Source organism: Lactococcus fujiensis JCM 16395, from assembly GCF_002441655.1.
Classification (GTDB): Bacteria; Bacillota; Bacilli; order Lactobacillales; family Streptococcaceae; genus Lactococcus; species Lactococcus fujiensis.
Genome location: NZ_JXJU01000003.1, coordinates 1 through 21433, shown reverse-complemented (window position 1 = coordinate 21433; position 21433 = coordinate 1). Strand labels below are relative to the sequence as shown.

General features: G+C 36.5%; 19 protein-coding genes, 1 tRNA gene and 1 pseudogene. 6 read left to right on the top strand and 15 right to left on the bottom strand.

Annotated elements, in window-relative coordinates:
• Positions 1 to 15: 15 nt before the first annotated feature.
• The 7 genes from RT41_RS02965 to rlmH all read right to left on the bottom strand — a co-directional run bounded on the left by RT41_RS02965 (position 16) and on the right by rlmH (position 5069).
• Positions 16 to 813, bottom strand: coding sequence for a phosphatidate cytidylyltransferase (locus RT41_RS02965; RefSeq protein ID WP_054639175.1), 798 nt, complete (start codon positions 811 to 813; stop codon positions 16 to 18).
• 25 nt (positions 814 to 838) lie between these two features.
• Positions 839 to 1579, bottom strand: coding sequence for an undecaprenyl pyrophosphate synthase (locus RT41_RS02960; protein WP_054639176.1), 741 nt, complete (start codon positions 1577 to 1579; stop codon positions 839 to 841).
• 165 nt (positions 1580 to 1744) lie between these two features.
• The gene (gene yajC / locus RT41_RS02955; RefSeq protein WP_054639177.1) at positions 1745 to 2074 is read right to left on the bottom strand and encodes a preprotein translocase subunit YajC; all 330 of its coding nucleotides are present in this window, start codon (positions 2072 to 2074) and stop codon (positions 1745 to 1747) included.
• Between the two features lie 90 nt (positions 2075 to 2164).
• The gene (locus RT41_RS02950; protein WP_096817356.1) at positions 2165 to 2920 is read right to left on the bottom strand and encodes a hypothetical protein; all 756 of its coding nucleotides are present in this window, start codon (positions 2918 to 2920) and stop codon (positions 2165 to 2167) included.
• A 29-nt stretch (positions 2921 to 2949) separates the two neighbouring features.
• Entirely contained in the window at positions 2950 to 3813 is an 864-nt protein-coding gene (locus RT41_RS02945; RefSeq protein ID WP_096817354.1) for an ABC transporter ATP-binding protein, read from the bottom strand.
• 75 nt (positions 3814 to 3888) lie between these two features.
• Positions 3889 to 4581, bottom strand: a complete 693-nt coding sequence (locus RT41_RS02940) for a DNA alkylation repair protein (protein ID WP_096817352.1) — start codon at positions 4579 to 4581, stop codon at positions 3889 to 3891.
• Between the two features lie 8 nt (positions 4582 to 4589).
• A complete protein-coding gene (gene rlmH, locus RT41_RS02935; RefSeq protein ID WP_096817350.1) occupies positions 4590 to 5069 on the bottom strand; it encodes a 23S rRNA (pseudouridine(1915)-N(3))-methyltransferase RlmH in 480 nt (159 codons plus the stop codon).
• 338 nt (positions 5070 to 5407) lie between these two features.
• Here rlmH and RT41_RS02930 point away from each other — a divergent pair, with 338 nt between their 5' ends.
• From RT41_RS02930 to RT41_RS02915, 4 genes are all read left to right on the top strand, one after another.
• Entirely contained in the window at positions 5408 to 6634 is a 1227-nt protein-coding gene (locus RT41_RS02930; RefSeq protein ID WP_096817348.1) for a S1C family serine protease, read from the top strand.
• A 102-nt stretch (positions 6635 to 6736) separates the two neighbouring features.
• Positions 6737 to 7741 (top strand): LTA glycolipid anchor biosynthesis glycosyltransferase, IagA/BgsA family, encoded by a 1005-nt coding sequence (locus tag RT41_RS02925; RefSeq protein WP_096817346.1) that lies wholly within the window; start codon positions 6737 to 6739, stop codon positions 7739 to 7741.
• Between the two features lie 18 nt (positions 7742 to 7759).
• Positions 7760 to 9094, top strand: a complete 1335-nt coding sequence (locus RT41_RS02920; protein WP_054639181.1) for a glycosyltransferase family 4 protein — start codon at positions 7760 to 7762, stop codon at positions 9092 to 9094.
• A 33-nt stretch (positions 9095 to 9127) separates the two neighbouring features.
• A complete protein-coding gene (locus RT41_RS02915; RefSeq protein ID WP_054639182.1) occupies positions 9128 to 9361 on the top strand; it encodes a DUF1797 family protein in 234 nt (77 codons plus the stop codon).
• 118 nt (positions 9362 to 9479) lie between these two features.
• On the opposite strand, the gene RT41_RS02910 is transcribed toward RT41_RS02915, so the two are convergent.
• From RT41_RS02910 to tgt, 5 genes are all read right to left on the bottom strand, one after another.
• Positions 9480 to 10229 (bottom strand): tRNA1(Val) (adenine(37)-N6)-methyltransferase, encoded by a 750-nt coding sequence (locus tag RT41_RS02910; RefSeq protein WP_096817344.1) that lies wholly within the window; start codon positions 10227 to 10229, stop codon positions 9480 to 9482.
• 126 nt (positions 10230 to 10355) lie between these two features.
• Positions 10356 to 12296 (bottom strand): alpha-amylase family glycosyl hydrolase, encoded by a 1941-nt coding sequence (locus RT41_RS02905; protein WP_096817342.1) that lies wholly within the window; start codon positions 12294 to 12296, stop codon positions 10356 to 10358.
• A gap of 96 nt (positions 12297 to 12392) precedes the next feature.
• A complete protein-coding gene (locus tag RT41_RS02900; protein WP_054639183.1) occupies positions 12393 to 12782 on the bottom strand; it encodes a hypothetical protein in 390 nt (129 codons plus the stop codon).
• Positions 12783 to 12882: 100 nt separating this feature from the next.
• Positions 12883 to 12955 (bottom strand) — tRNA-Thr (locus tag RT41_RS02895).
• Between the two features lie 190 nt (positions 12956 to 13145).
• Positions 13146 to 14294, bottom strand: coding sequence for a tRNA guanosine(34) transglycosylase Tgt (gene tgt, locus RT41_RS02890; protein WP_054639184.1), 1149 nt, complete (start codon positions 14292 to 14294; stop codon positions 13146 to 13148).
• Positions 14295 to 14498: 204 nt separating this feature from the next.
• On the opposite strand from tgt, the gene RT41_RS02885 reads away from it, so the two are divergent.
• Positions 14499 to 15176: a DUF975 family protein gene (locus RT41_RS02885; protein ID WP_054639185.1), complete on the top strand. Its 678-nt coding sequence runs from the start codon at positions 14499 to 14501 to the stop codon at positions 15174 to 15176.
• 41 nt (positions 15177 to 15217) lie between these two features.
• Here RT41_RS02885 and RT41_RS02880 read toward each other — a convergent pair whose 3' ends face one another.
• The gene (locus tag RT41_RS02880) at positions 15218 to 16408 is read right to left on the bottom strand and encodes an MFS transporter (RefSeq protein ID WP_096817339.1); all 1191 of its coding nucleotides are present in this window, start codon (positions 16406 to 16408) and stop codon (positions 15218 to 15220) included.
• 214 nt (positions 16409 to 16622) lie between these two features.
• Positions 16623 to 17063, bottom strand: a complete 441-nt coding sequence (locus tag RT41_RS02875; protein WP_096817336.1) for a CoA-binding protein — start codon at positions 17061 to 17063, stop codon at positions 16623 to 16625.
• A gap of 221 nt (positions 17064 to 17284) precedes the next feature.
• On the opposite strand from RT41_RS02875, the pseudogene RT41_RS02870 reads away from it, so the two are divergent.
• A pseudogene (locus RT41_RS02870) lies at positions 17285 to 17893 on the top strand (DNA/RNA non-specific endonuclease); the annotation flags it as partial.
• A gap of 802 nt (positions 17894 to 18695) precedes the next feature.
• Here the strand turns inward: RT41_RS02870 and polA are convergent.
• Positions 18696 to 21329, bottom strand: coding sequence for a DNA polymerase I (polA, locus tag RT41_RS02855; protein WP_096817329.1), 2634 nt, complete (start codon positions 21327 to 21329; stop codon positions 18696 to 18698).
• Positions 21330 to 21433 lie beyond the last annotated feature (104 nt).

The following is a 21433-nucleotide window of genomic DNA, read 5'->3' as shown; positions in this document are numbered from 1 at the left end:
TTCTCTTATTCATTGTTAAAATAAGCCAAGGATATGCATCACTGGAAAAACGAAAATTAAGCTGTCAAAGCGATCTAAGATTCCACCGTGTCCAGGAAGAATTTTTCCTGAGTCTTTAACACCAAAATGTCGTTTAATACTTGATTCAACAAGGTCGCCAATTTGTCCAACGATTGAAAAGATGATGGTGAACAAAATCAATTTGAAATAACCAATTTGCGGTAAATTTGTACTATATAAAAAGTACATAATCACAGCAACAACCACTGCGCAAAGAATTCCGCCTAATGAGCCTTCAATCGTTTTATTTGGTGAAACGGAGGGAATTAATTTATTTTTCCCAACAGATTTTCCAATAAAGTATGCCCCTATGTCCGTTGACCAAACAATGAAGAGGGCCAAGAAAACAATTGCAATACCTGATTGACGAGCGGCAATCAGATTTTGGAAACCGATTCCGATATAAAAAGCGGATAAAAAGGGGAATGCTGCATCTTCAAATGTATATTTCCCGTTTGAAAAGACCATACCGGTTAACATTGCGAAGAGGAAAATGGTGAACAGACCTAAGCCCCGATCTACATTTAAGCCTAAAAAGCTTTGACCAAATGGCAAAGCCAAACTCAGTGCTGCCATTGTAGCTAAGATACCTTCAAATGACAGGAGATGTAATTTTGCCATTTTGAATAACTCTTGCATCGCAATAATAACGAGCAAAGCAACCAAAATTTCAAAGTAAATTCCGTTGTTTAATACGAGAAGTCCCAGAAAAATTGCTCCGGCGACTATTCCCGTGATGATTCGTTGTTTCATTGTTCCTCCAATTGACTTCGAGCTCTTATTTAACCTTTACGCCCCCGTAGCGACGGTCGCGCTTTTGAAATGCTTCAAGTGCCAAATCAAATTCATCCGGATTAAAATCTGGCCATAGGACATCTGTAAAATAGAGTTCACTATAAGCTGATTGCCAAGGTAAGAAATTTGATAAGCGTTCTTCACCCGAAGTTCGAATAATGAAATCCGGGTCTTGAATTCCAGTTGGTAAAATTGAAGTTTGTAAGTGAGCTGAAATTTGTTCCTCGGTCACAGTTGATAAGTCTGTCCCAGTTCTTGCAAGTTCTTGCACAGCTAATACTATATCTCTTCTTCCACCATAATTCATCGCAAAATTCAATATCATACCGGTATTTCCAGCAGTTTCACGCGCTGCACGATCAATTGAAGCCAAGGTTGCCTTAGGCATTCCATCCCGTTCTCCGATCATTCGAATTTGGATATTTTCTGCCTTCAATACAGGGATATATTTGCTGTAAAAATCGATTGGCAAACTCATTATAAATTTGACTTCATCAATAGGTCTTGACCAGTTTTCAGTCGAAAAAGCGTAAACAGTCATGACTTTTATGCCACGGTGTTGACCGTGAACGGCAATTTCCTTAAGGACATCCATTCCTGCTTTATGTCCAAAGATGCGCGGTTTACCTTGAGCCTTTGCCCAACGCCCGTTGCCATCCATAATAATCCCAATGTGTTCAGGGAGAGGAATTTCATCTTGTAAGTTGTTTGAATGATTTATCATAGTACCTCACAGTTAGTATTCCTATTTTACCATATTTCCGCTAGATTTTGTATCACAAATTTTTATCCAACAAGCAATTCATGTATAAAAAAAGCTGTCAGTAGTGACAGTTGTCAACATTATTACAAAGGTGACAATTGCGTCTCTGACAGACTTTTTTATATATTAATTTTCTTCAATTGGGCTTTCAATAGTTTCTACTGGAGTTGCTGCTTCTGCAGGTGTTTCAACTGTCGTTGCTGGTTTTACTGTTTTAACAGCAGAACGGTCAAAAGTTAAGATAACTCCTTCGCAGTCCAATTCAATTGTGCCTTTAGCATCATCAATGCTAGAAAGAATTCCGTGTAGACCACCAATTGTGATGATTTCAGAACCTGGTTGCATTGAGTTGAGTTGATTTTGACGTTGTTGTTGTTGTTTTTTTTGTTGACGGTTCATAAAGAACATCATTCCACCAAAAACAACCACGATAAGTATAAGTGACATATAATTCATTTTCCAATCCTTTGTTTAGCTCAAATTAAGCGTTAGTATAATTCTATCACAGTCTTAAAGCCCTGTCAAATAACCTTTAAATTACATTTCTTACAAATCTTGACGATTTAATGTCCGGTAGCCCACGAATACAAACACGATAATTTTAGCAATGGAAACAGCAATATCAAACCAAGATGAGCCAAAAAATGGTGTACTATCCGACATCGTTTGTGTGCCCACAAATGCCATTGAATAATTGATTGTGCTTACTACAACCCCCAACCCAAGGCTTATACCAAAATAAACAAAAATCCCCCAGAATTTCCCTTTTGTAAAAATCACAACAAAATAAAAGATGACAATTGAAGAAATACTAGAGAAAATCAAGCTGAGTAATATGATCCAGCCCTCTGCCATCGTAAATCCTTTGATAAAAGTTTGCACAAAACTGACGAACTCAGCATTGAAGAAACCAGCCAATATGACAACCGGTAAAATACCTATTACAAAATACGCCATCATATTAGTCAAAATCGTAGCAATGATTTTGATGAAATAGTAATTACTTCGTTTTACACCACTTGCAATCACTAAACTCAGGACTTTATTGTTATAATCTGTGCTTAGTAAATGCCATGGGTAAATGATAGCAAAAGCCCAAAACGCAATAAACAGAGCGACCAGAAATGGAATCTCAAAGTAAAGCAGGGGTTGAATTTCATGACCCCCTGCCCCTTTCAGTAAGGGAACACCAAGGGCTGTGGCCAGTGTAAATAATCCTGTCAAAACAGAAATCACTATGATATAGGCTCGGTCATTCAAATTTCGATAGAGTTCCATTTTAAAAATATTAGTTTTAGTCATCCTAACTCCTTAATTATTTCTATCCTTGTCTAATTCACAAAAGCTGCAAATTTTGATTCTTTTTTGATTTCTGTAAAAATAAGATCACGATTAACTGCATCTTGAAATATTTCTTGAAAAAGCTCAGGTGTCGCTTCAAAGTTAACTTCTTTTTGATGATAGTCATAAGTGATTCCCTTGCTAATCAGCAATTCTGTCAACACCGACGGCTCATTGACCCAAACTTTGTAAATGAGCGATTGGCTGTCGTCATTCAGATCAAAGTGCTCGGTGAATGCCCCCTCATCAAGGACAAAGACTTCATCACACAATTTTTCGATATCCTCTTGAACATGGCTTGAAATAAGAATTAATTTTCCTTTTCTTTTTAAATCGAGCAAATATTGCCTAAACCAATTTACTGCTTTAGCATCAATTCCACGTAATGGTTCATCAAAAATCAAGACTTCCGCATCATTCATTAATGAAATCAGAAGCAATAATTTTTTGCCCATTCCCAGAGAGTAAGTAGCAACTTTTTCATTGAGATTTTCCGCAATATCTAACTCCTCAGCTAATCTACGCGCTACTTCTTCATCAAAATAGCCACGTAGGCCACCGAAATAGCGTAAATTAAACCAACCTGTGTAAGACTTATAGAGCTCAATATCATCAAGCAAAATTCCAACTTTCGTCAGTGCGGATGGATGCTTACGTATTTCTTTCCCATCATATTTGACTTCCCCTGAATAATTCGTGATAATATTCGTCAAGGCTTTAAAAAATGTGGTTTTTCCTGCACCGTTTTTCCCTACAAGACCATAAATCTTACCATTTTCAAAAGTCGTTGTTACAGCTTTTAAAACCTTTTTTGGTCCATAAGCAAAAGTTAAATTTTCTACACTAATTTTCATATCACCCCTCCTTTTGCCAATATTATACCATGAACTTCCCTTAAAAAAATAAAAATTCCTAAAAATAGGAATTTTTTAAATATATTTGGCCGCCTCACGAATAGAAAGTTTACTCATTTCTTTTTCATTTTCCATTAAGAATTCTCGTACCCATTCAGGGTTACTTTTAGAATAATCTCTTAATGCCCAACCTATGGATTTATTAATAAAAAATTCATCAGCAAATTTGGAACCAGCTAAATTGGCTTTTATCACTGAAGAAAGCAATCTCGTATTGGTTTTATCTTTGAATCCCAATTGACAATCAATGGCAATCCGACGAACCCAAAAGTTCTCATTTTTCGCCCATTTAATACTCATTTTTTGAGAGGGAGTCAGTTCATGGGGGCTTTTTGAATTTGCTTTCACTTCCCTTTGAATAACAGCACCGATGAGTTCATCTAAACTATCCACCGTGTCCCACCAAGATTTTCTTAAAGCTAAGTCTTTAATTTTTTCAAAATCTTGAACTTCTAGACTATTTTTCATCTTACGTAATATGTCCGTAGCTAAATATTGAAATTCCCGTTCAGGAAGTTCCCACAACTTATCCACAAGCTCCCAGTCGATTTCTTTTGTTGATGCCAATTCATTTATAAAAGCTTTAGATATTGCCCTTCGAATTGGTGTTTTTATCCCTAAGAATTCAAATTGATTACGCAGATATGCTTTTTGACTTACGGCATTAATCGCATCTGCAGCCGCATAAAATTGTTCAATAATATCCATTATTACTCCTATTTATGATATGCTGATCCTCGATTAATCATTTGTGCTCGATAAATTTGCTCCATCAAAACTAAGCGCATTAACTGGTGCGGTAATGTCATGCGGCCAAATGAAATCTGGACATCTGAACGCTTGTTCACCTCATCAGATAAACCGAGCGACCCACCGATAATGAGTACCAAATTATTGGTGCCATAAATCTCGGAGTTTTTAACCAAGTCTGCCAAATCCTCTGACGACATCAATTTACCGTTAATTGCAAGGATGACAACTTTGTCATCGCCCCCAATACGAGCCAATATTTTATCACCTTCACGAGCCTTCACGAGTTCCATTTCCTTTGCAGATGCTCGGTCTGGGATTTTTTCATCCGGTAATTCAATAATTTCCACAGGGATCATGGTTGACAACCTTTTTTGGTACTCTGAGATTCCTTCTTTTAGATATTTTTCTTTCAATTTTCCAACAACGATTAATTTTATCTTCATTTTTCCCACTTTTCCTATTATTCATATCTAATTTACCAAATTTTCAGCTTTTTTTACACCATTTTCATTGTTTTTTTATATTTTCCCTCAATCTTAATTTTCCCCCTGTTGAAAACTGAGTGAAAACTTGTAGTTATCAACAAATCAACAAGTTTTTCCACTTTTCTGTGGAAAAACAAAAATATTACTCCACTTTCCCACAGACTTATTCCATTTATTCACAAAACTGTGGATAAGTAGGATATCATTTCCTTTTTATCAACAATTAAGGTACTATTAAGTGTGTGAGTATAAAATATTTATTATAGAAACATTAGAAAAACAAGAAGGGGAAACCAATGCAAAAAGGAAATATAGCAAAGTTGCTTTTAACCGGTGTCGTTGGCGGAGCTGTAGCCCTCGGAGGGAATGCAATCTACGAGCAAACTCAAGGAACATCTGGCACAACTAATTCAGCGGCAACATCACAGATTAATACAGTAAAAACAAGTGTTACGACTAATACAACTTCAGCAATTAAAAAAGTTTCAAATGCTGTCGTTTCTGTACTAAATTATCAAGATAATAGTTCGACAAGTGATATTTATAGTCAAATTTTTGGAAATGGGTCTAGCGCTGCACAGAGTTCTTCATCCGGTCCTGCAAGTGAAGGTTCTGGCGTAATTTACAAAGAATCTGGCGATTACGCTTATATTGTTACGAACAATCACGTCATTGAGGGAAATTCGTCGCTAGAAGTTCTCTTAGCAGGCGGTCAAAGAGTGAAAGCAACCGTCGTTGGTGCTGATTCTTATACAGACCTTGCCGTCCTGAAAATTAGTTCAAAATACGTTAAAGAGGTCGCTACATTTGCTGATTCAAGTAAATTGACCATTGGAGAGCCAGCAATAGCCGTCGGATCACCACTTGGTAGCGAGTTTGCAAATACTGCAACCGAAGGGATAGTATCTGCAATTAATCGACAAGTTTCAATGACAAACGATGAAAATCAGAACGTCAGTGTAAATGCGATTCAAACTGATGCGTCAATCAATCCAGGTAACTCCGGTGGTGCCTTAATCAATATTGATGGGCAAGTAATTGGTATTACTCAGTCAAAATTAACCACAACAAGCGATGGAAGTACTTCTGTTGAAGGTATGGGATTTGCGATTCCTTCAAATGACGTCGTTAATATTATTGCTAAGCTTGAAAAAGAAGGAAAAGTCGTTCGACCAGCACTTGGAATTACGATGTATGATTTGTCAGTATTCTCATCTGATGAACTTGCAAAATTAAATTTACCAAATTCTGTCACAGGGGGTGTGGTTGTCAATAGCGTCCAATCTGGAATGCCAGCAGCAGTTGCGGGACTTAAACAAGGCGATGTCATTACTAAGATTGGTGATTCAACCATTACCTCATCAACGGATCTTCAGAGTGCGCTCTATAAACATAATGTCGGTGACACAATTTCCGTTACCTATTATCGAAATGGTAAATCACATACCGCTTCTCTCGTATTGAACAAATCAAGTAGTGATTTAAAAACATCTACATCATCAAATTCAAATTCAAATCCATAATTCAATTCATAGCAACTTTCAACTGAAAGTTGCTTTTTCATACTAAAGGCCCAGAATCTGTTTTCAATTCTCTCCATATTTGTGGTAAAATATAAATTAAGTATGAAAATATTATTATATTTAGAAGCCGAAGATTTTCTGAGTCGTTCAGGGATCGGTCGTGCGATGAAACATCAACAACGTGCCCTAGATTTGATGCATATTGACTGGACAAAGGATCCGAATGAAGATTACGACATCTTGCATTTGAACACTTATGGTCCAAACAGTTGGAAAATGTTGAAAAAGGCTAAAAAAGCGGGGAAAAAAGTGATTTTCCATGGTCACTCGACAAAAGAGGATTTTCAAGATTCATTCCTCCTATCAAATTTTATTGCTCCATTTTTCAAAATGTACCTCATGCGATTTTATAAAGCTGCAGATTTAATTATTACCCCAACCGAGTATTCTAAAAGTTTAATACGATCTTATGGGATTAACTGTCCAATTATTCCGATTTCAAACGGGATAGATTTGGCAAAATATTCGCGTTCTGAGGCAAAAGAAGCTGCTTTTCGTGAACATTTTAAAATCAAGCCGGGCGAAAAAGTGGTCATCACTGCTGCACTTTATTTTAAGCGTAAGGGGATTGATGACTTTGCTAAAGTTGCCGAAAAAATGCCTGATGTTCGATTTATCTGGTTTGGCTACCAAAATTTATGGACCATTCCAGGTTGGATTCGTCGCTTAGTTAAGAAAAATCATCCTCAAAATCTAGAATTCCCCGGTTATATTGCTGGAGATGTTTTTGAAGGTGCCATGACTGAAGCTGATTGCTTCTTCTTTCCTTCACGCGAAGAAACGGAAGGAATCGTTGTTCTTGAAGCTTTAGCCAGCCATCAAAAAGTGGTGGTGCGAGATATTCCTGTTTATAATGGCTGGCTGGATGATCAATCAGCAAGTATGGCAAAAGATGTCAACGGGTTTGTACGTGCATTACGTGATGTCCTTGATGGAAGAGTCGACAAAACCGCTGAAGGATACAAAGTTGCACAATCAAGAAGCATTCAACATTCAGCGGAAGAACTTTTAGCTGCCTATCAAGAGGCTTATGATCTAAAAGATTAGATTAGGAAAAATTGAATTATGAGAGTAGGTTTATTTACAGATAGTTATTTACCACAAGTCAGTGGTGTGGCGACCAGTATTCAAACACTATCGACCGAGCTTGAAAAATTAGGACACGAAGTTTATATTTTTACTACAACTGACGAAAATGCCGATGTTGACCACGAACGAAATATCATTCGCTTACAGTCAATTCCTTTTGTTTCCCTTGCTGAACGAAAAATTGTCATTAAGGGTGTTTTTGCTGCATATTTAATTGCCAAAGATTACCATTTGGACATTATTCATACGCAAACTGAATTTGGAATGGGAATTTTAGGAAAAATGGTAGCTCAACAACTTCGAATTCCAGTGATTCATACGTTACACACCAAATATGAAGATTATGTCCATTATATTGCCAAAGGACGACTCATTAGGCCTTCAATGGTTAAATATATCATTCGTAACTTCTTACGTGGTGTCGAAGGGATCATCTGCCCAAGTGAGATGGTCCTTGATACGGTCAATGGTTACGGAGTAATAATTCCAAAACGTGTGATTCCCACAGGAATTGAGGTCAATCGTTTCAAAAGACCTGATATTACTGAGGAAGAAGTTCAACGTTTAAGATTAAAATTAGGGGTCAAGCCGGACGAAATTATTTTGCTATCACTTTCCCGTATTGCCGCTGAAAAAAATATTCAGGCAGTTATTAAGGCAATGCCTGAACTCCTTATGAATTATCCTGTAAAATTAGTCATCGTTGGACATGGTCCATACGAAGAAACGCTTAAAAATCTAGTTGATGAATTAAATTTGAAATCGTCAATTATTTTCACTGGTCAGGTGCCAAATGAACAGACAGCCTATTACTACAAAATGTCCGATTTCTTCATCTCTGCCTCTACTTCTGAAACACAAGGTCTGACCTATTTAGAAGCAATTGCAGCCGGAACGCGTGTTTTAGCAGCAGATAATCCCTATTTGGAAGATTTGATTGATGATGTTGAGTTCGGTCGTCTTTTCAAAGGAGATGATCAAATTGCAAAGGTAACCAGTGAAGCATTAGAGTCCTATACTCCGATTGATCGGCTCAAATTTAATGACAAACTGTATGAGATTTCTGCCGAAAATTTTGCGAAACAAGTTTATCTCTTTTATTTAGATGCCATTATTGAATATAAAACGCGTAAACATTTTGAAGAGAATCGTTTACCCGCCAAGATGGAAGATGCTGTTCGCCAAATGCCAATTAATGTGACCCGTGGAATTAAACGTGAACAAATTCGTGCGAAATATTTTGCTAGAAAAGCTAGTAAACTAGCGAAAAATCTGCAAACTTATGTTAAAATAGAAAAGGACAAAGAGTGAGCAAATTTTCACTGATTTGAAAGGATATAAATAATGAAATCACATTTATTGGCGATTATGAATCGCTTGAATCGCTTGGTTGAAAGTGGTGACCCTAAAGAAACATACAACTTCGAACGTGAAGGCGAGATTATGGCAACTGTTAGCTTTGCAACTGATGAAGAAGGCAATGGGGTCTTCTCTATTCGCTACCCTAAACAAAAAGATGCCGCCTTGTTCGATGATATTGACCTTGTTGCAATTGAAATTTACGACATGATTTATTAATAAGCAGCCCTTGGCTGTTTTTTTATTTTGTCAGCGTTTATAGGATTTGGAGCAAAAGCCTCTGTCTAGGACAGAGGCTCTTATATTATTAGTTTGAGTGATATGATAAGGTTAAAACTTAATCTTTTCCATAATAAATATCATTAATTTCTTTCGTATATGTACCATCAGCATGATGCACAATCAGTGGTGGCAAGAAAACTTCTCCCCCTTGTTTCCCATCTTTTATTGCATCTATCAATAAAATATTGGCAGGAGAATCAGCTTTGGGGTAAACAAATTGAATCCACTTGGGCTGTAAATTATTTGCTCGCATTTTATCTACAATTTCAAAAAAACGCTCTGGGCGATGAACCATTGCAATATGCCCATTCGATTTGAGCAGTTTTTTCGAGATGTCAAAAATTTCGTCAAGATTCGTTGTTAATTCGTGGCGAGCCAAAGTGTAATGTTGACTTTCATTCAAACGACTGTCTGACTCCACCTTAAAATAGGGGGGATTACAAAGAATTAAATCCGTACTGGAGTGATTAAAATAAGACATTGCTCGGTTGAGGTTGTCATTGATGACAGACATTCGATTTTCAAGATGATTGAATTCTATCGAACGCTGCGCCATATCTGCCAAACGATCTTGCAGTTCTAATTCTGTAATATTTGCTTTTGTCAAACTACTGGCAAACAAACCTACTGCGCCATTTCCTGCACATAGATCGATAATCTGCCCTCTTTGAGGTAGTCTTGGAAAGCGCGCTAAAAGAATAGCGTCAATACTGAAGCTAAATACTTCCTTACTTTGTATAATGTGAACACCTGATGAAGCAATTTCATCAATGCGTTCATCTGCTTTTAATTCGATTTTTCCCATCTTCATATTATATCAAAAATTACTCAATTCCTTTACTGTTTGATTGACATAAAAAAGCCTGTACTTACAGGCTTTACACTTTTTTTGGTTGACACTATCCTTTACTGTAAACTTAGTTTACAATCATCATATCTTAAAGACCATGGCCGTTCGAGGAGCAAGGATTAGATTAAGTTTGCCTTTAGACCAACCGAAACTACTCCGAGGACCAAAACCACCATATTTTGAGTCGTCAGTATCAAAAATAAGTTCCGGTTTTGCATCCGTCATTAATGACAACTTTTGTTCGTAACTTGGGTGGAAATTGAAAACAAAGAGTAAATTTCCTTTTTGATAGGCTAACAACTTATCCTCATTTTTGACCCATTTTTGCTGTAAACTATCGGTTTCACCAAGAAAATTAAACTTGTGCTCCAGTTCGATCATATCATGGTCGAAGGCTAATAAATATTTAAAACGTAAATCGTCATTATCTGCCAATGACCACTGTCGACGAGCATGTTGGAAATTATCGCCATTCTCTTGACGAGGAAAATCAAGCCACTCAGGATGCCCAAATTCATTTCCCATGAAATTAAGATAACCTTCTCCAGCAAGACTGAAAGTTACCAAACGAATTAATTTATGCAAGGCGATTGCTCGGTCAATGACAAGTGACTGACTTCCAGTATCCATTTTCCAATAAATGTCTGCATCAGCCAACCACATCATAATCGTTTTATCACCCACCAGTGCCTGATCATGTGATTCCGCATAGCCAATATTTTTTTCGCCTGGACGACGTGTCGTTAATTCCCACCAAAGACTCATTAAATCAAGTTGGTCATCTGTTTTTTCTTTTAATTGCTTAATCCAAAAATCTGGAATTCCCATTGAAAGTCGATAATCAAAACCAATCCCGCCAGCTGTGATCGGTAACGCCATCCCTGGCATTGCTGACATATCTTCGGCAATTGTCGTTGCATCAGGATTGACTTGATGAATTAATTCATTGGCCAACATCAAATATGTAACTGCCTCAACATCAGTATTAGGCGAAAAGTATTTCTGATAATTTGTAAAAGCCGTCCCTAAACCATGATCTAGGTAAAGCATTGAAGTCACTCCATCAAATCGAAAACCATCAAAATGGTAAACTTCAAGCCAGAATTTCAAATTAGAAAGCAAGAAATGAATGACTTCATCTTTACCATAATTGAATAATTTCGTGTTCCATGCAGAGTGCTCGCCACGGGCACCTTCATGAAAATATTGTGAAGTCGTCCCATCAAATTGGTTTAGTCCATCTCCAATATTTTTCACAGCATGCGAATGAACAACATCCAGTAAAACGCGGAGGCCCATTCCATGTGCTGTATCTATCAGCTCCATCAAATCCTCAGGCTGTCCAAATCGACTAGATACAGCAAAGAAATTTGAAACTTGATAGCCAAAACTTGAATAAAGGGGATGCTCCATTATTGCCATCAACTGAATTGTGTTGTAACCTTCATTTTTAATTCGCGGTAGGATATCTCTAGTAAATTCTTTGTAAGAATTAATGCGATACTCTTCAGTCGAAATACCAACATGAGCTTCATAGATTAAAGGAGCCTCAGTAAGTTTTGGTGCTTTATTTTTAAATTCATATTGTGGATTGACAATAACACCATCTAGTTGCGCCATTTCATTTGGGATAGCATACATCGCATAACTCGGTACACGATAAACTGTTTCGCCATTTTTCAAAATGAGTTTTACCTTGACTTTTGAACCAATCGGAAGTTGACCAGGAATCGAGATTTCCCAAATTCCGCCATATCCAGCCCGTAATTCATAGTTATTTTCCCAATTATTGAAATCTCCAACTAAATAGGCTTTCGTAGCTGCTGGAGCCCATTCACGGAAAGTCCAATTGTTTTGTTCTTCCTGGAAACCGAAATAGTGATATCCATTTGCAAAGTCTCGAAGCGTTCCGTCGACACCTAAAAGTCTCTTTTTAGTGCGAGCAAATTCAAAAAATCGAAAAGAAAGATCGTCTTTGTATGGCTCAAGGTACGGATCATAATCTAAAATACTTAGGGGCATAATTGTCTCCTTTATTTTTATTTCTTTTTTTCTCACTTCATTTTAACACTTTTGGAAAGGTTTTCATATTATTAACAGCAAAAAGGGAACAATATCTTATTCCATAAATCCAAACCATGGATCTTCTTCATCTGTCACAACCTCCTTATTTTCCTTCAATAAATCACTAAAGTTAACTGGGATTGCTTCAATTGGTGTAGTTTCTGCTACAGATGGCATAACCAGATCATTTGCTGGCTCGGGAAATTCAATTTGTGTCCGAATACTTTTTTTCTCGACCTCATCCTTTATTATTTCATGATTAGCTTGCTCGTCATTGGTGGCAAATGTTTTTGATTCCAAATATTGAATGTAGTCATAGAAATCATTCAATAGCTCTTGATAATAGGCCACTTCTGGCGTCTGATCAGTACTCTCAAGTGCAGCCTGAGCTTCACCCCAACGTTCAGCAATGTGTTTTGATTTCATAAAATCACTGTAATTCATATTTCTCCTTACCTTTTCCTACTCACATCTATTATACCTTAATCATTGTCATTCATGACAAAAATAAAAAAAATCCAGAAAAATCTGGATTTTAATACTATGCCGAGTGCAGGAATCGAACCTGTGACCCCTTCGTTACGAGTGAAGTGCTCTACCGACTGAGCTAACTCGGCACATTGTTAATGTCGCATTTGCACATTCGCAGAGTACACACGTAGAAAAGTTTTACCTTTTCCTATCCACAACCTTGAAGGTTACTTCAACCTCAACGACTAAGCAAACTTAGAAATCGTTTGTCATATAACCTATTTATTATATCAAAATATGAACTGGATTTGCAAGTTATAACACATCTACAATATATTAAAAATCTTTCGCATTTGGCAAGTTATAACCATAACGTTCGCAAAAATCTTCGCGGAATTCAAGTAAATTGTCATTAATAATTGCTTGACGGACATCTTTCATCAAATTAACCAAGAAGTAAAGATTATGATATGAGCAAAGACGGAGACCAAAAGTTTCGTCTGCTTTAATTAGATGGCGGAGATAAGCACGCGTATAATGGGTACAAGTATAACAATCACACATTGGATCAAGTGGAGTGAAATCTCGTTCAAATTTAGCATTTTTGATGTTAACACGGCCAAAATGAGTCATCAATGTACCATTTCTGGCAATACGTGTTGGTAAAACGCAGTCGAACATATCCACACCTCGAATCACACCATCAATCAAGCTATCTGGCGCCCCAACTCCCATCAAATAACGAGGCTTGTCTTCTGGCAAGAGTGGCGTAGTGAAGTCCAAAACATCATTCATTTCCTGATGTGATTCCCCAACAGCAAGCCCTCCAATCGAATAACCAGAAAAGTCCATGCTAGTCAAGTCACGCGCTGATTGTTCACGCAAATCTTTAAATCCAGCTCCCTGAACAATTCCAAAAAGTCCTTGATCATTCCAACGACGATGAGCTTTCATTCCACGTTCTGCCCAACGCGTTGTTCGTTCTATTGAATTTTTCACATAATCATACGGTTGATAAAATTGAGGACACTCATCAAAACTCATCATAATATCAGAACCTAGATTATTTTGAATCCCGATTGACGTTTCAGGTGACATAAATAAATTGCGACCATCCAGATGACTCTTGAATTTAACCCCTTCTTCATTAATATTCTTTTTATTTTGAACGAGCGAGTAAACTTGGAAACCACCTGAATCAGTTAAAATTGGTTGATCCCAATTCATAAATTTATGGAGTCCACCAGCTTCAGCAATTAATTCATCTCCTGGACGATTCCATAAATGATACGTGTTTGAGAGGATAATTCCAGAACCAATTTCTTTCAATTCCTCTGGCGACTGTGTTTTAACAGTCGCTTGTGTCCCAACAGGCATGAACATCGGTGTGGGGAATGTTCCATGTGGCGTAATAATTTCACCAAGACGTGCCCCAGTATGTTTTTCCTTTTTAATTAAACGATATTTTATCGCGTGATCTGTCATTAGATTTTCCTTAACATATTAAAATTAGCACCTTTAAGTATAACATAATTAGAGACGTACATACAGCCCTCCCTCTTCCTTAGTAAAAAATTACATATAAAAATATCAATTTAAAACACTTTTACTACTTTTGTATGATTAATTTTACAATTTAGTTTGTTATAATTAAAATAGTGAAATAATCATTTTTTAGGAGGAATTATTATGAACCGAGCAATACTTAAGGAAAATGCTAAATTGGCTTTACGAGACAATTTTACAGCCAAAATGTTACTCTTTATTATTCCAATCATTGCAGGAATTATGGGAACTGGGTCAACAATTTCTTATCAGATGAACATGGACGAAGGACATTTCGTTACCTTATTTGAAACCTTGGTGGGAGTCTTTAGCGGTCTATTGGCATTAATTATTACCGCTTTTGTTGCTATTATATCAGCAGCAGCCTTGTTCAATTATATTAAAATTTACCGCGGTGAACGTAAAAATCCACAATTCAGTAATGTTTTCATTCCATTTAGAGATGGAACTGCAACAAAAATTTTAGCAGTCAAAATTACGCGAGCGTTTATTTTATTTGTCCTTATGTTTATCCCAATCATTGGTTGGATTGCAGCAATTTATTTTGGACTTGGATGGTCACAAGCAACTTTCGTCCTTTTCGACCAAATCGAAGAAGGTAGATATAGTGGAGCTTTCGGCGTCTTGCGTGAATCATCTGAAAAAATGCACGGCTGGCGGGGAGATTACTTCATTTTCATCATTAGCTTTTTCTGGTGGTACGTTGCTCAGGGAATAACAGGAGGCCTGATTGGCTTTTGGACAATACCTTATATTAATATGGCACACGTTTCGTATTATGAAGAACTCATTCATCATTAAAAGAAAAAACAAAGAAAAAGCTCGGAAATTTCCGAGTTTTTTTATTTTCCATCATATTCATCTAAAATTTTTGCACCATGCCGACCATGAACAAAATAATAAATGCCAATCACAACGAGAACAAAAAGTGCCGCTAAATAATATAGATTACGATAACCAGTATAAGGTATGACAAACCCAAGAACAAATGGTCCCATACCAACGCCCATATCGAACAGTCCAAAGAACGTTGAGGTAGCGATCCCGATGCGTTCTGGACTTGCGTGTCGAATAGCAATCGTTTGCGAAAAAGGTGAAAATGACCCATAACTCAGTCCCACTAAAGCACCAGCAATCAAAAGCATCGCGCTGGAGTGTGCCGCCCCAGTTAACCACAAGGAGATTGCAAAAAGGATAAATGTAGGGTACATCATAAAATTGTCTCCCTTGATGTCAAATAACCGTCCCGTAATAGGTCGAGAGCCTAAGATAAATATCGCATAAACGACATAAAAAAGACTCCCCGCAGTCACCAAACCTTGTTGCGCAGAAAAACCAGCTAAATATGTCAATATCGATGAGTAAGCCATTCCGACTAAAAAACCGACAAGTGAAATTGGCAAGGCCGTTTTCTCAAAATAATTTGACCAACTAAACTTTGTCTTTTCTTTTTTAATTTCAAGCAAATCTTCTGGTACCTTAAGGCCGAACACACCAATCAATGAGAGTGCTATCGAAACAGTTGCAATAATCAACAAAACGTTAAAATTAAATGCATGGTACAAGAATATTGATAAAAAGGGACCCGCAGCAGAAGCCAAAGTTACAGACAAAGCATAGTAACCAATTGCCTCTCCACGTTTCGAACGTGGTGCAATTAATCCTGCCAACGTTCCAGATGTTGTCGCCGAAATTCCAAAAGCAAGGCCGTGCAAAAATCGAACGATCAATAATATTTCAAGATTTGGTGTGACAAAGTAAACCAAAGTCATAACTAAATAAAAAAGTGTTGATACAATCATCAATTTTTTTATCCCAATTCGAGTAATATTATTTCCGGTCCATAGTCGCCCTATAAAACCACCGACAATAAAAATCCCTGACAGAATTCCCGCAATACTACTACTTGCATGGTAATTCGTCATGGCAACTGTCCCAATAATTACGGTTAACAAGTAAAAAACAAGATAGAACATAAAATTCAAGACCATATTAATGGTGAAGTTTTTTGTCCAAATTTTTTCATTATTCATTTATTAAATTTTTCAGCTTTCTTTATTATTTAATGTTTTTTTACAAAAAAGACATAGAAGCTATGAAAACCCTGTTTTTTCACTTTTACACATTAAGACCATGTTTCTTGCTGACGTTCCTTTCTTCTTTTCAAGTTTGCGCTTACTTACTCAAAATAAACAGGAAACTCTCGTTTTCACGAGAGTCATTTTGTCATTTATTCATGGAGAGAGATTATTTCTTCCCTAATCCTGAGTAGGCATACTCTATTTTAATGCAGCGATTCATAACAATATCGTTTCGTCCTGCATCTCTTAAAATCTTTTCAGCATCTTCACTTTGCAAACCTAACTGTGCCCAGTAGATATCGGCATCTGTTTCAATAAAGTCTTTTGCTGTTTCAGCTAAATACTCACTTCTGCGGAAAATGTCAACTATATCAATGTGGAAAGGAATATCTTGCAAACGTGCATATACTTGTTGTCCGAGAATAGTCTGACCTGCCAAAAGTGGATTGACAAGCGAAACATCGTAGCCATTTTTTTGAAGTCCCTCAGCAATTAAATATGAACTGCGATCAGTGTTATTTGAAATTCCCACAACAGCAATTGTTTTAGCTTTTTTCAAATAGTCAAAAATCTGTTCTTGACTTGGATTTACAAATTCAAAAGTCATTACTTTTCTCCTACTATATTCTCTAAGTATTATTATACAACTTTTGATATAATTAAGTTATGAATAAGCATAGAAAAAATAAAAAGTCGTTAATTAATACGCTATTTATCATAGTTATTGCAATAATTGGTTACTTTGCGACACAAAACATTGATCAGAAAAACACCACGTCGACACCTGATACGAAGATTGTTCTTTCTAATTCGATTGAGCAAAGACCATTAACCTTTAAAAATGAAAGACAAATGGTAGTTGCTCCATTAGATTCACTGGGTCGCGCTGTCAATGCGCACATCCAATTAAAAAACTCGCAAGAGCCCAAGGTCAAACGTGAACCTTTGACTGTTGACCCCGTAGGATGGCATAATTACAATTTTTACTACAAAAGCAACTCAGGAAAAGTTGAAAAAGCTTGGTTGATGAGCCGTGGCCATTTGGTCGGTTATCAATTTTCTGGATTAAATAATGAAAAAAGAAATCTAGTTCCAGAACCTGCTTGGTTCAATGCTGGAAATTATAATGGTATGAATGACAGCAATACAGCAAGTATGCTTTATTATGAAAACCGCCTAGACAGTTGGCTTGCAAATCATCCCCATTATTATTTAGATTATCAAGTGACTCCTCTTTACAAAGGAAATGAATTAATCCCTCGACAAATTCGGTTGGCTTACGTTGGACTCGACCAAAATGGGCGGACTATTCCAATCAAATTGGGGGGTGGCCGAGAGAAGGTCGGAACAGCCCAAACCACTCTTGTCACCTTAGATAACGTTTCACCAAATGCTATAATTAATTATGCAACGGGAACTGCAACAAATACGGTCAAAAAAGGTTATTAATTTTTTGCCAGCACTGACAATATTAGTTAAAAAAATCATACGAAAGACTGAAAGAAACAGTCTTTTTTCTTGATATAATAAAGCTACCAAGAAGTCTAACTTCAAAAAATACTGGAGAATTACTATGCTATATTTAATTATCTTTTTAATAATAGGATTTGCCCTGCTAAAAGGATTCTTTAAATTGATCTTACCTATCCTTTTAATTCTATTTGCAATAAAATTATTCTTTTCAGGACTGCTGCTTATTTTTAGCTTCCATTTCTGGGAAATCGTTCTTGCAATCATTTTCTTCGGCTGGCTAATAAAAACGGTTAGCCGTCAAAATAATCGAAACTAATAAGGAGTAATCATGATTTTTGGATCTATAATACTATTTTTGTTAATACTGTCGCTCTTGCTTGTTTACTTTGGCTTTATCGCCTTTAGCTTTTTCTGGCGCTATATTATGCCAATTTTACTTCTTATCTTTGTAATCAGATTAATTATCTCTGGAATTCTGATGCTATTTAATCCCTACTTCTGGCTCTTAATCGGAATTATCGCTGTTGCCATTTGGGTACTTAATAAATTTCAGAGAAAGCAATAATACGGCAACCATAGGGGAGTTTTTTCCCGATTAATATTGTCTTTCATATGTTCAACTCTGATTAGCCTGACTTGATGATACTAATTTCCTAACATAAGACTTTTGAATTAAGCTAATCCTACCATTTCTGATCAGTTCGCTTAACTATTGATGGACTAACCTGTTTATCCTATATAAAAAACTTGGCTATGCCAAGTCTTTTTATTTAGCTTCGTACCAGGTAGTACCTGTGTTTTCGTCCACTTTAAGTGGCACAGATAATTGTACAGCATTCTCCATCGTTGTCTTCACTAAAGCTTTTACTTTATCTAGCTCTTGATTTGGAACATCCAAAATGATTTCATCATGAACTTGAAGTAGGAGCTTAGCATTCAATTTCATTTCTGTTAAGGCTTTATCCAAATTAATCATAGCAATTTTCAAAATATCGCCAGCCGAACCTTGGATTGGTGCATTAATTGCTTGACGTTCTGCTCCATTTCGAACATTAAAATTACGCGAATTAATATCTGGTAATTTCCGACGGCGGTTGAACATCGTACTTACAAATCCCTTTTCTTTAGCATCTCGCTTCGTTTTTTCAATATAAGTTGCCACTTCAGGATAACGTTCAAAATAAGTTTTGATAATTGTTCCTGCTTCTTTATTAGGAATTCCCAAACGTCGAGCCAAACCATACTCAGTTTCACCATATGAAATTCCAAAATTGACTGCCTTTGCAGAACGTCTATCATTTGCAGTCACATCCTCTGCTTTTGCAATATTAAAGACACGCATTGCAGTACTGGTATGAATATCAGCATCTTCTTTAAATGCAGCAATCAAATTAGGATCTTGAGCAACGTGAGCCAAGACACGAAGCTCAACTTGTGAATAGTCTGAGCTTAATAAAGTCGAATTTTCGCTCGGTACAAAGGCTTTTCTAATTTTTCGTCCCTCTTCGAGACGCACAGGAATATTTTGTAAATTAGGATCTACTGAAGATAAACGCCCTGTTTGAGTTAAATCTTGAACATAGCGCGTATGAATTTTTCCATCCTCGGCAATTTGTGGAATTAAGCCTTTGACATAGGTAGACTGAACTTTGGAAACCTGACGGTATTCCAATATTTTTGCTACAACCGGAGCAATGGGGGCCAACCCCTCAAGTACATCTACAGCAGTCGAATAGCCAGTTTTCGTTTTCTTACCATGTGGTAAATTTAGCTTTTCAAATAATATCACACCAAGTTGTTTAGTTGAATTAATATTAAATTCTTCACCAGCCAAGTCATAAATTTCTTTTGTCAGTACTGACAACCGTTCTTCATTCTCTTGACCAATCACTTCTAATGTTTCTTTATTGGCATAAATTCCCTGAATTTCCATTTTTGCCAAAACTTCAGCCAAAGGTAATTCCATTTCCGTAAGTAATGAAATCTGCTCATTTTCTTCCAAAGCATCGAGCATTTTATCTTTGCTAACAGCTAATGTGTGAACTTTGTGTGCTAGACTTGCAAATAAAACCTCATCAGAAGGAATAGCTAATTTTGAACCTTTCCCAAATATTTCTTCATCCGTACGCAAACTTCCATTATCAAAAAGTCTTGAAATCGTCGAAATTTTATTGTCTTCTGTCGTGGAAATCAGATATTTTGCTAACATTCCATCATAATTTGGCAACGTCGCTGTAACACCAATTCGATTCAATAAAACTCGATTTTTCTTATAATCATAAGTATTAACCGGTAATGTAAGTTTTGCAAGAACTGACAAATCTTTAGATACAAATACTTCCTTATCATTTCCCCAAGCGAAGCCAATTATCTCTTCTTTATGATAGTTATCACCTAATATTTCAATATAATAGAAATCATTTGCGTCTACGCTAATTTCATCAGAAGCATTAATAACCTTAAAATCAATTTTCTCAGCAGCAGCTTGAATCTCTTCAGACGTATCTCCATTTTGAACATTCAATTTGGTTTTGAACTGAGAAAAACCCATTTCGTCATAAAACTTGGAAAGTTCATCGACCTTAGGTCCTGAATAAACAGTATCATCAAGGCCAATTTCAATTGGAGAAACAGTATCTATCGTTGCTAATGTTTGAGAAAGAAAAGCCATTTCTTTATCCGCAATCAGATTTTCCTTCATTTTTGATTTTTTTAAACTCTCAACATTAGCATAGATATTCTCTAAAGACCCCCACTCATGTAATAAATTTAGCGCTGTTTTCTCTCCAACTTTAGTAACACCAGGGTAATTATCGGAACTATCGCCCATCAAAGCCTTTAAATCAATGAATTGAGCTGGTGTCAATTGCATTTTTTCCATAAGATATTCAGGAGTCCATGCTTCAAACTCGGCTACACCTTTTTTCGAAATTTCAACTGTCGTATTACTATCTACTAGCTGAATCATATCCTTATCACCAGTGACAATCGTTACGTCGAAAGATACATCTGGCGCTTCTGCCATTTTATCTAAAGTACCAATTATGTCATCTGCTTCATAGTCAACCAATTGATAGTGCGCAATTCCCAACTTCTCAATCATTTCTTTAATAAACGGAATCTGCTCACGGAATTCGTCGGGCGTCTTGGCCCGTCCACCTTTATAATCAGAGAACATTTTTGTTCTAAACGTTGTCTTCCCCGCGTCAAAAGCAATTAGAACATGGCTCGGTTCTATTCTTTCAAGCAAATTTGTTAACATTAAATGAAAACCGTAAATAGCATTTGTGTGCAATCCACTGGGCGCTTTAAAACGATCGATCTGGTTATAAAGGGCAAAAAATGCTCTAAATGCAACCGAAGATCCATCAATCAATAACAATTTGTGTTTATTTTCCATAACTCTAATTATACCCTATTTACTCCATTTCAAAACTACTAAAAATTAAAAAAAAGAGAGAAACAAAGTTTCTCTCTACTTCACTTAGCACCGACCCTATCTTC

Excerpts from the sequence above, each read along its gene's own strand:
- yajC (WP_054639177.1), bottom strand. The coding sequence starts at position 2,074 with ATGAATTATATGTCACTTATACTTATCGTGGTTGTTTTTGGTGGAATG.
- RT41_RS02880 (WP_096817339.1), bottom strand. The coding sequence starts at position 16,408 with ATGAATAATGAAAAAATTTGGACAAAAAACTTCACCATTAATATGGTC.
- RT41_RS02905 (WP_096817342.1), bottom strand. The coding sequence starts at position 12,296 with ATGCCCCTAAGTATTTTAGATTATGATCCGTACCTTGAGCCATACAAA.
- RT41_RS02925 (WP_096817346.1), top strand. The coding sequence starts at position 6,737 with ATGAAAATATTATTATATTTAGAAGCCGAAGATTTTCTGAGTCGTTCA.
- RT41_RS02950 (WP_096817356.1), bottom strand. The coding sequence starts at position 2,920 with ATGACTAAAACTAATATTTTTAAAATGGAACTCTATCGAAATTTGAAT.
- RT41_RS02960 (WP_054639176.1), bottom strand. The coding sequence starts at position 1,579 with ATGATAAATCATTCAAACAACTTACAAGATGAAATTCCTCTCCCTGAA.
- RT41_RS02885 (WP_054639185.1), top strand. The coding sequence starts at position 14,499 with ATGAACCGAGCAATACTTAAGGAAAATGCTAAATTGGCTTTACGAGAC.
- RT41_RS02965 (WP_054639175.1), bottom strand. The coding sequence starts at position 813 with ATGAAACAACGAATCATCACGGGAATAGTCGCCGGAGCAATTTTTCTG.
- RT41_RS02940 (WP_096817352.1), bottom strand. The coding sequence starts at position 4,581 with ATGGATATTATTGAACAATTTTATGCGGCTGCAGATGCGATTAATGCC.
- RT41_RS02920 (WP_054639181.1), top strand. The coding sequence starts at position 7,760 with ATGAGAGTAGGTTTATTTACAGATAGTTATTTACCACAAGTCAGTGGT.
- polA (WP_096817329.1), bottom strand. The coding sequence starts at position 21,329 with ATGGAAAATAAACACAAATTGTTATTGATTGATGGATCTTCGGTTGCA.
- RT41_RS02910 (WP_096817344.1), bottom strand. The coding sequence starts at position 10,229 with ATGGGAAAAATCGAATTAAAAGCAGATGAACGCATTGATGAAATTGCT.
- rlmH (WP_096817350.1), bottom strand. The coding sequence starts at position 5,069 with ATGAAGATAAAATTAATCGTTGTTGGAAAATTGAAAGAAAAATATCTA.
- RT41_RS02900 (WP_054639183.1), bottom strand. The coding sequence starts at position 12,782 with ATGAATTACAGTGATTTTATGAAATCAAAACACATTGCTGAACGTTGG.
- RT41_RS02930 (WP_096817348.1), top strand. The coding sequence starts at position 5,408 with ATGCAAAAAGGAAATATAGCAAAGTTGCTTTTAACCGGTGTCGTTGGC.
- RT41_RS02915 (WP_054639182.1), top strand. The coding sequence starts at position 9,128 with ATGAAATCACATTTATTGGCGATTATGAATCGCTTGAATCGCTTGGTT.
- RT41_RS02875 (WP_096817336.1), bottom strand. The coding sequence starts at position 17,063 with ATGACTTTTGAATTTGTAAATCCAAGTCAAGAACAGATTTTTGACTAT.
- RT41_RS02945 (WP_096817354.1), bottom strand. The coding sequence starts at position 3,813 with ATGAAAATTAGTGTAGAAAATTTAACTTTTGCTTATGGACCAAAAAAG.
- tgt (WP_054639184.1), bottom strand. The coding sequence starts at position 14,294 with ATGACAGATCACGCGATAAAATATCGTTTAATTAAAAAGGAAAAACAT.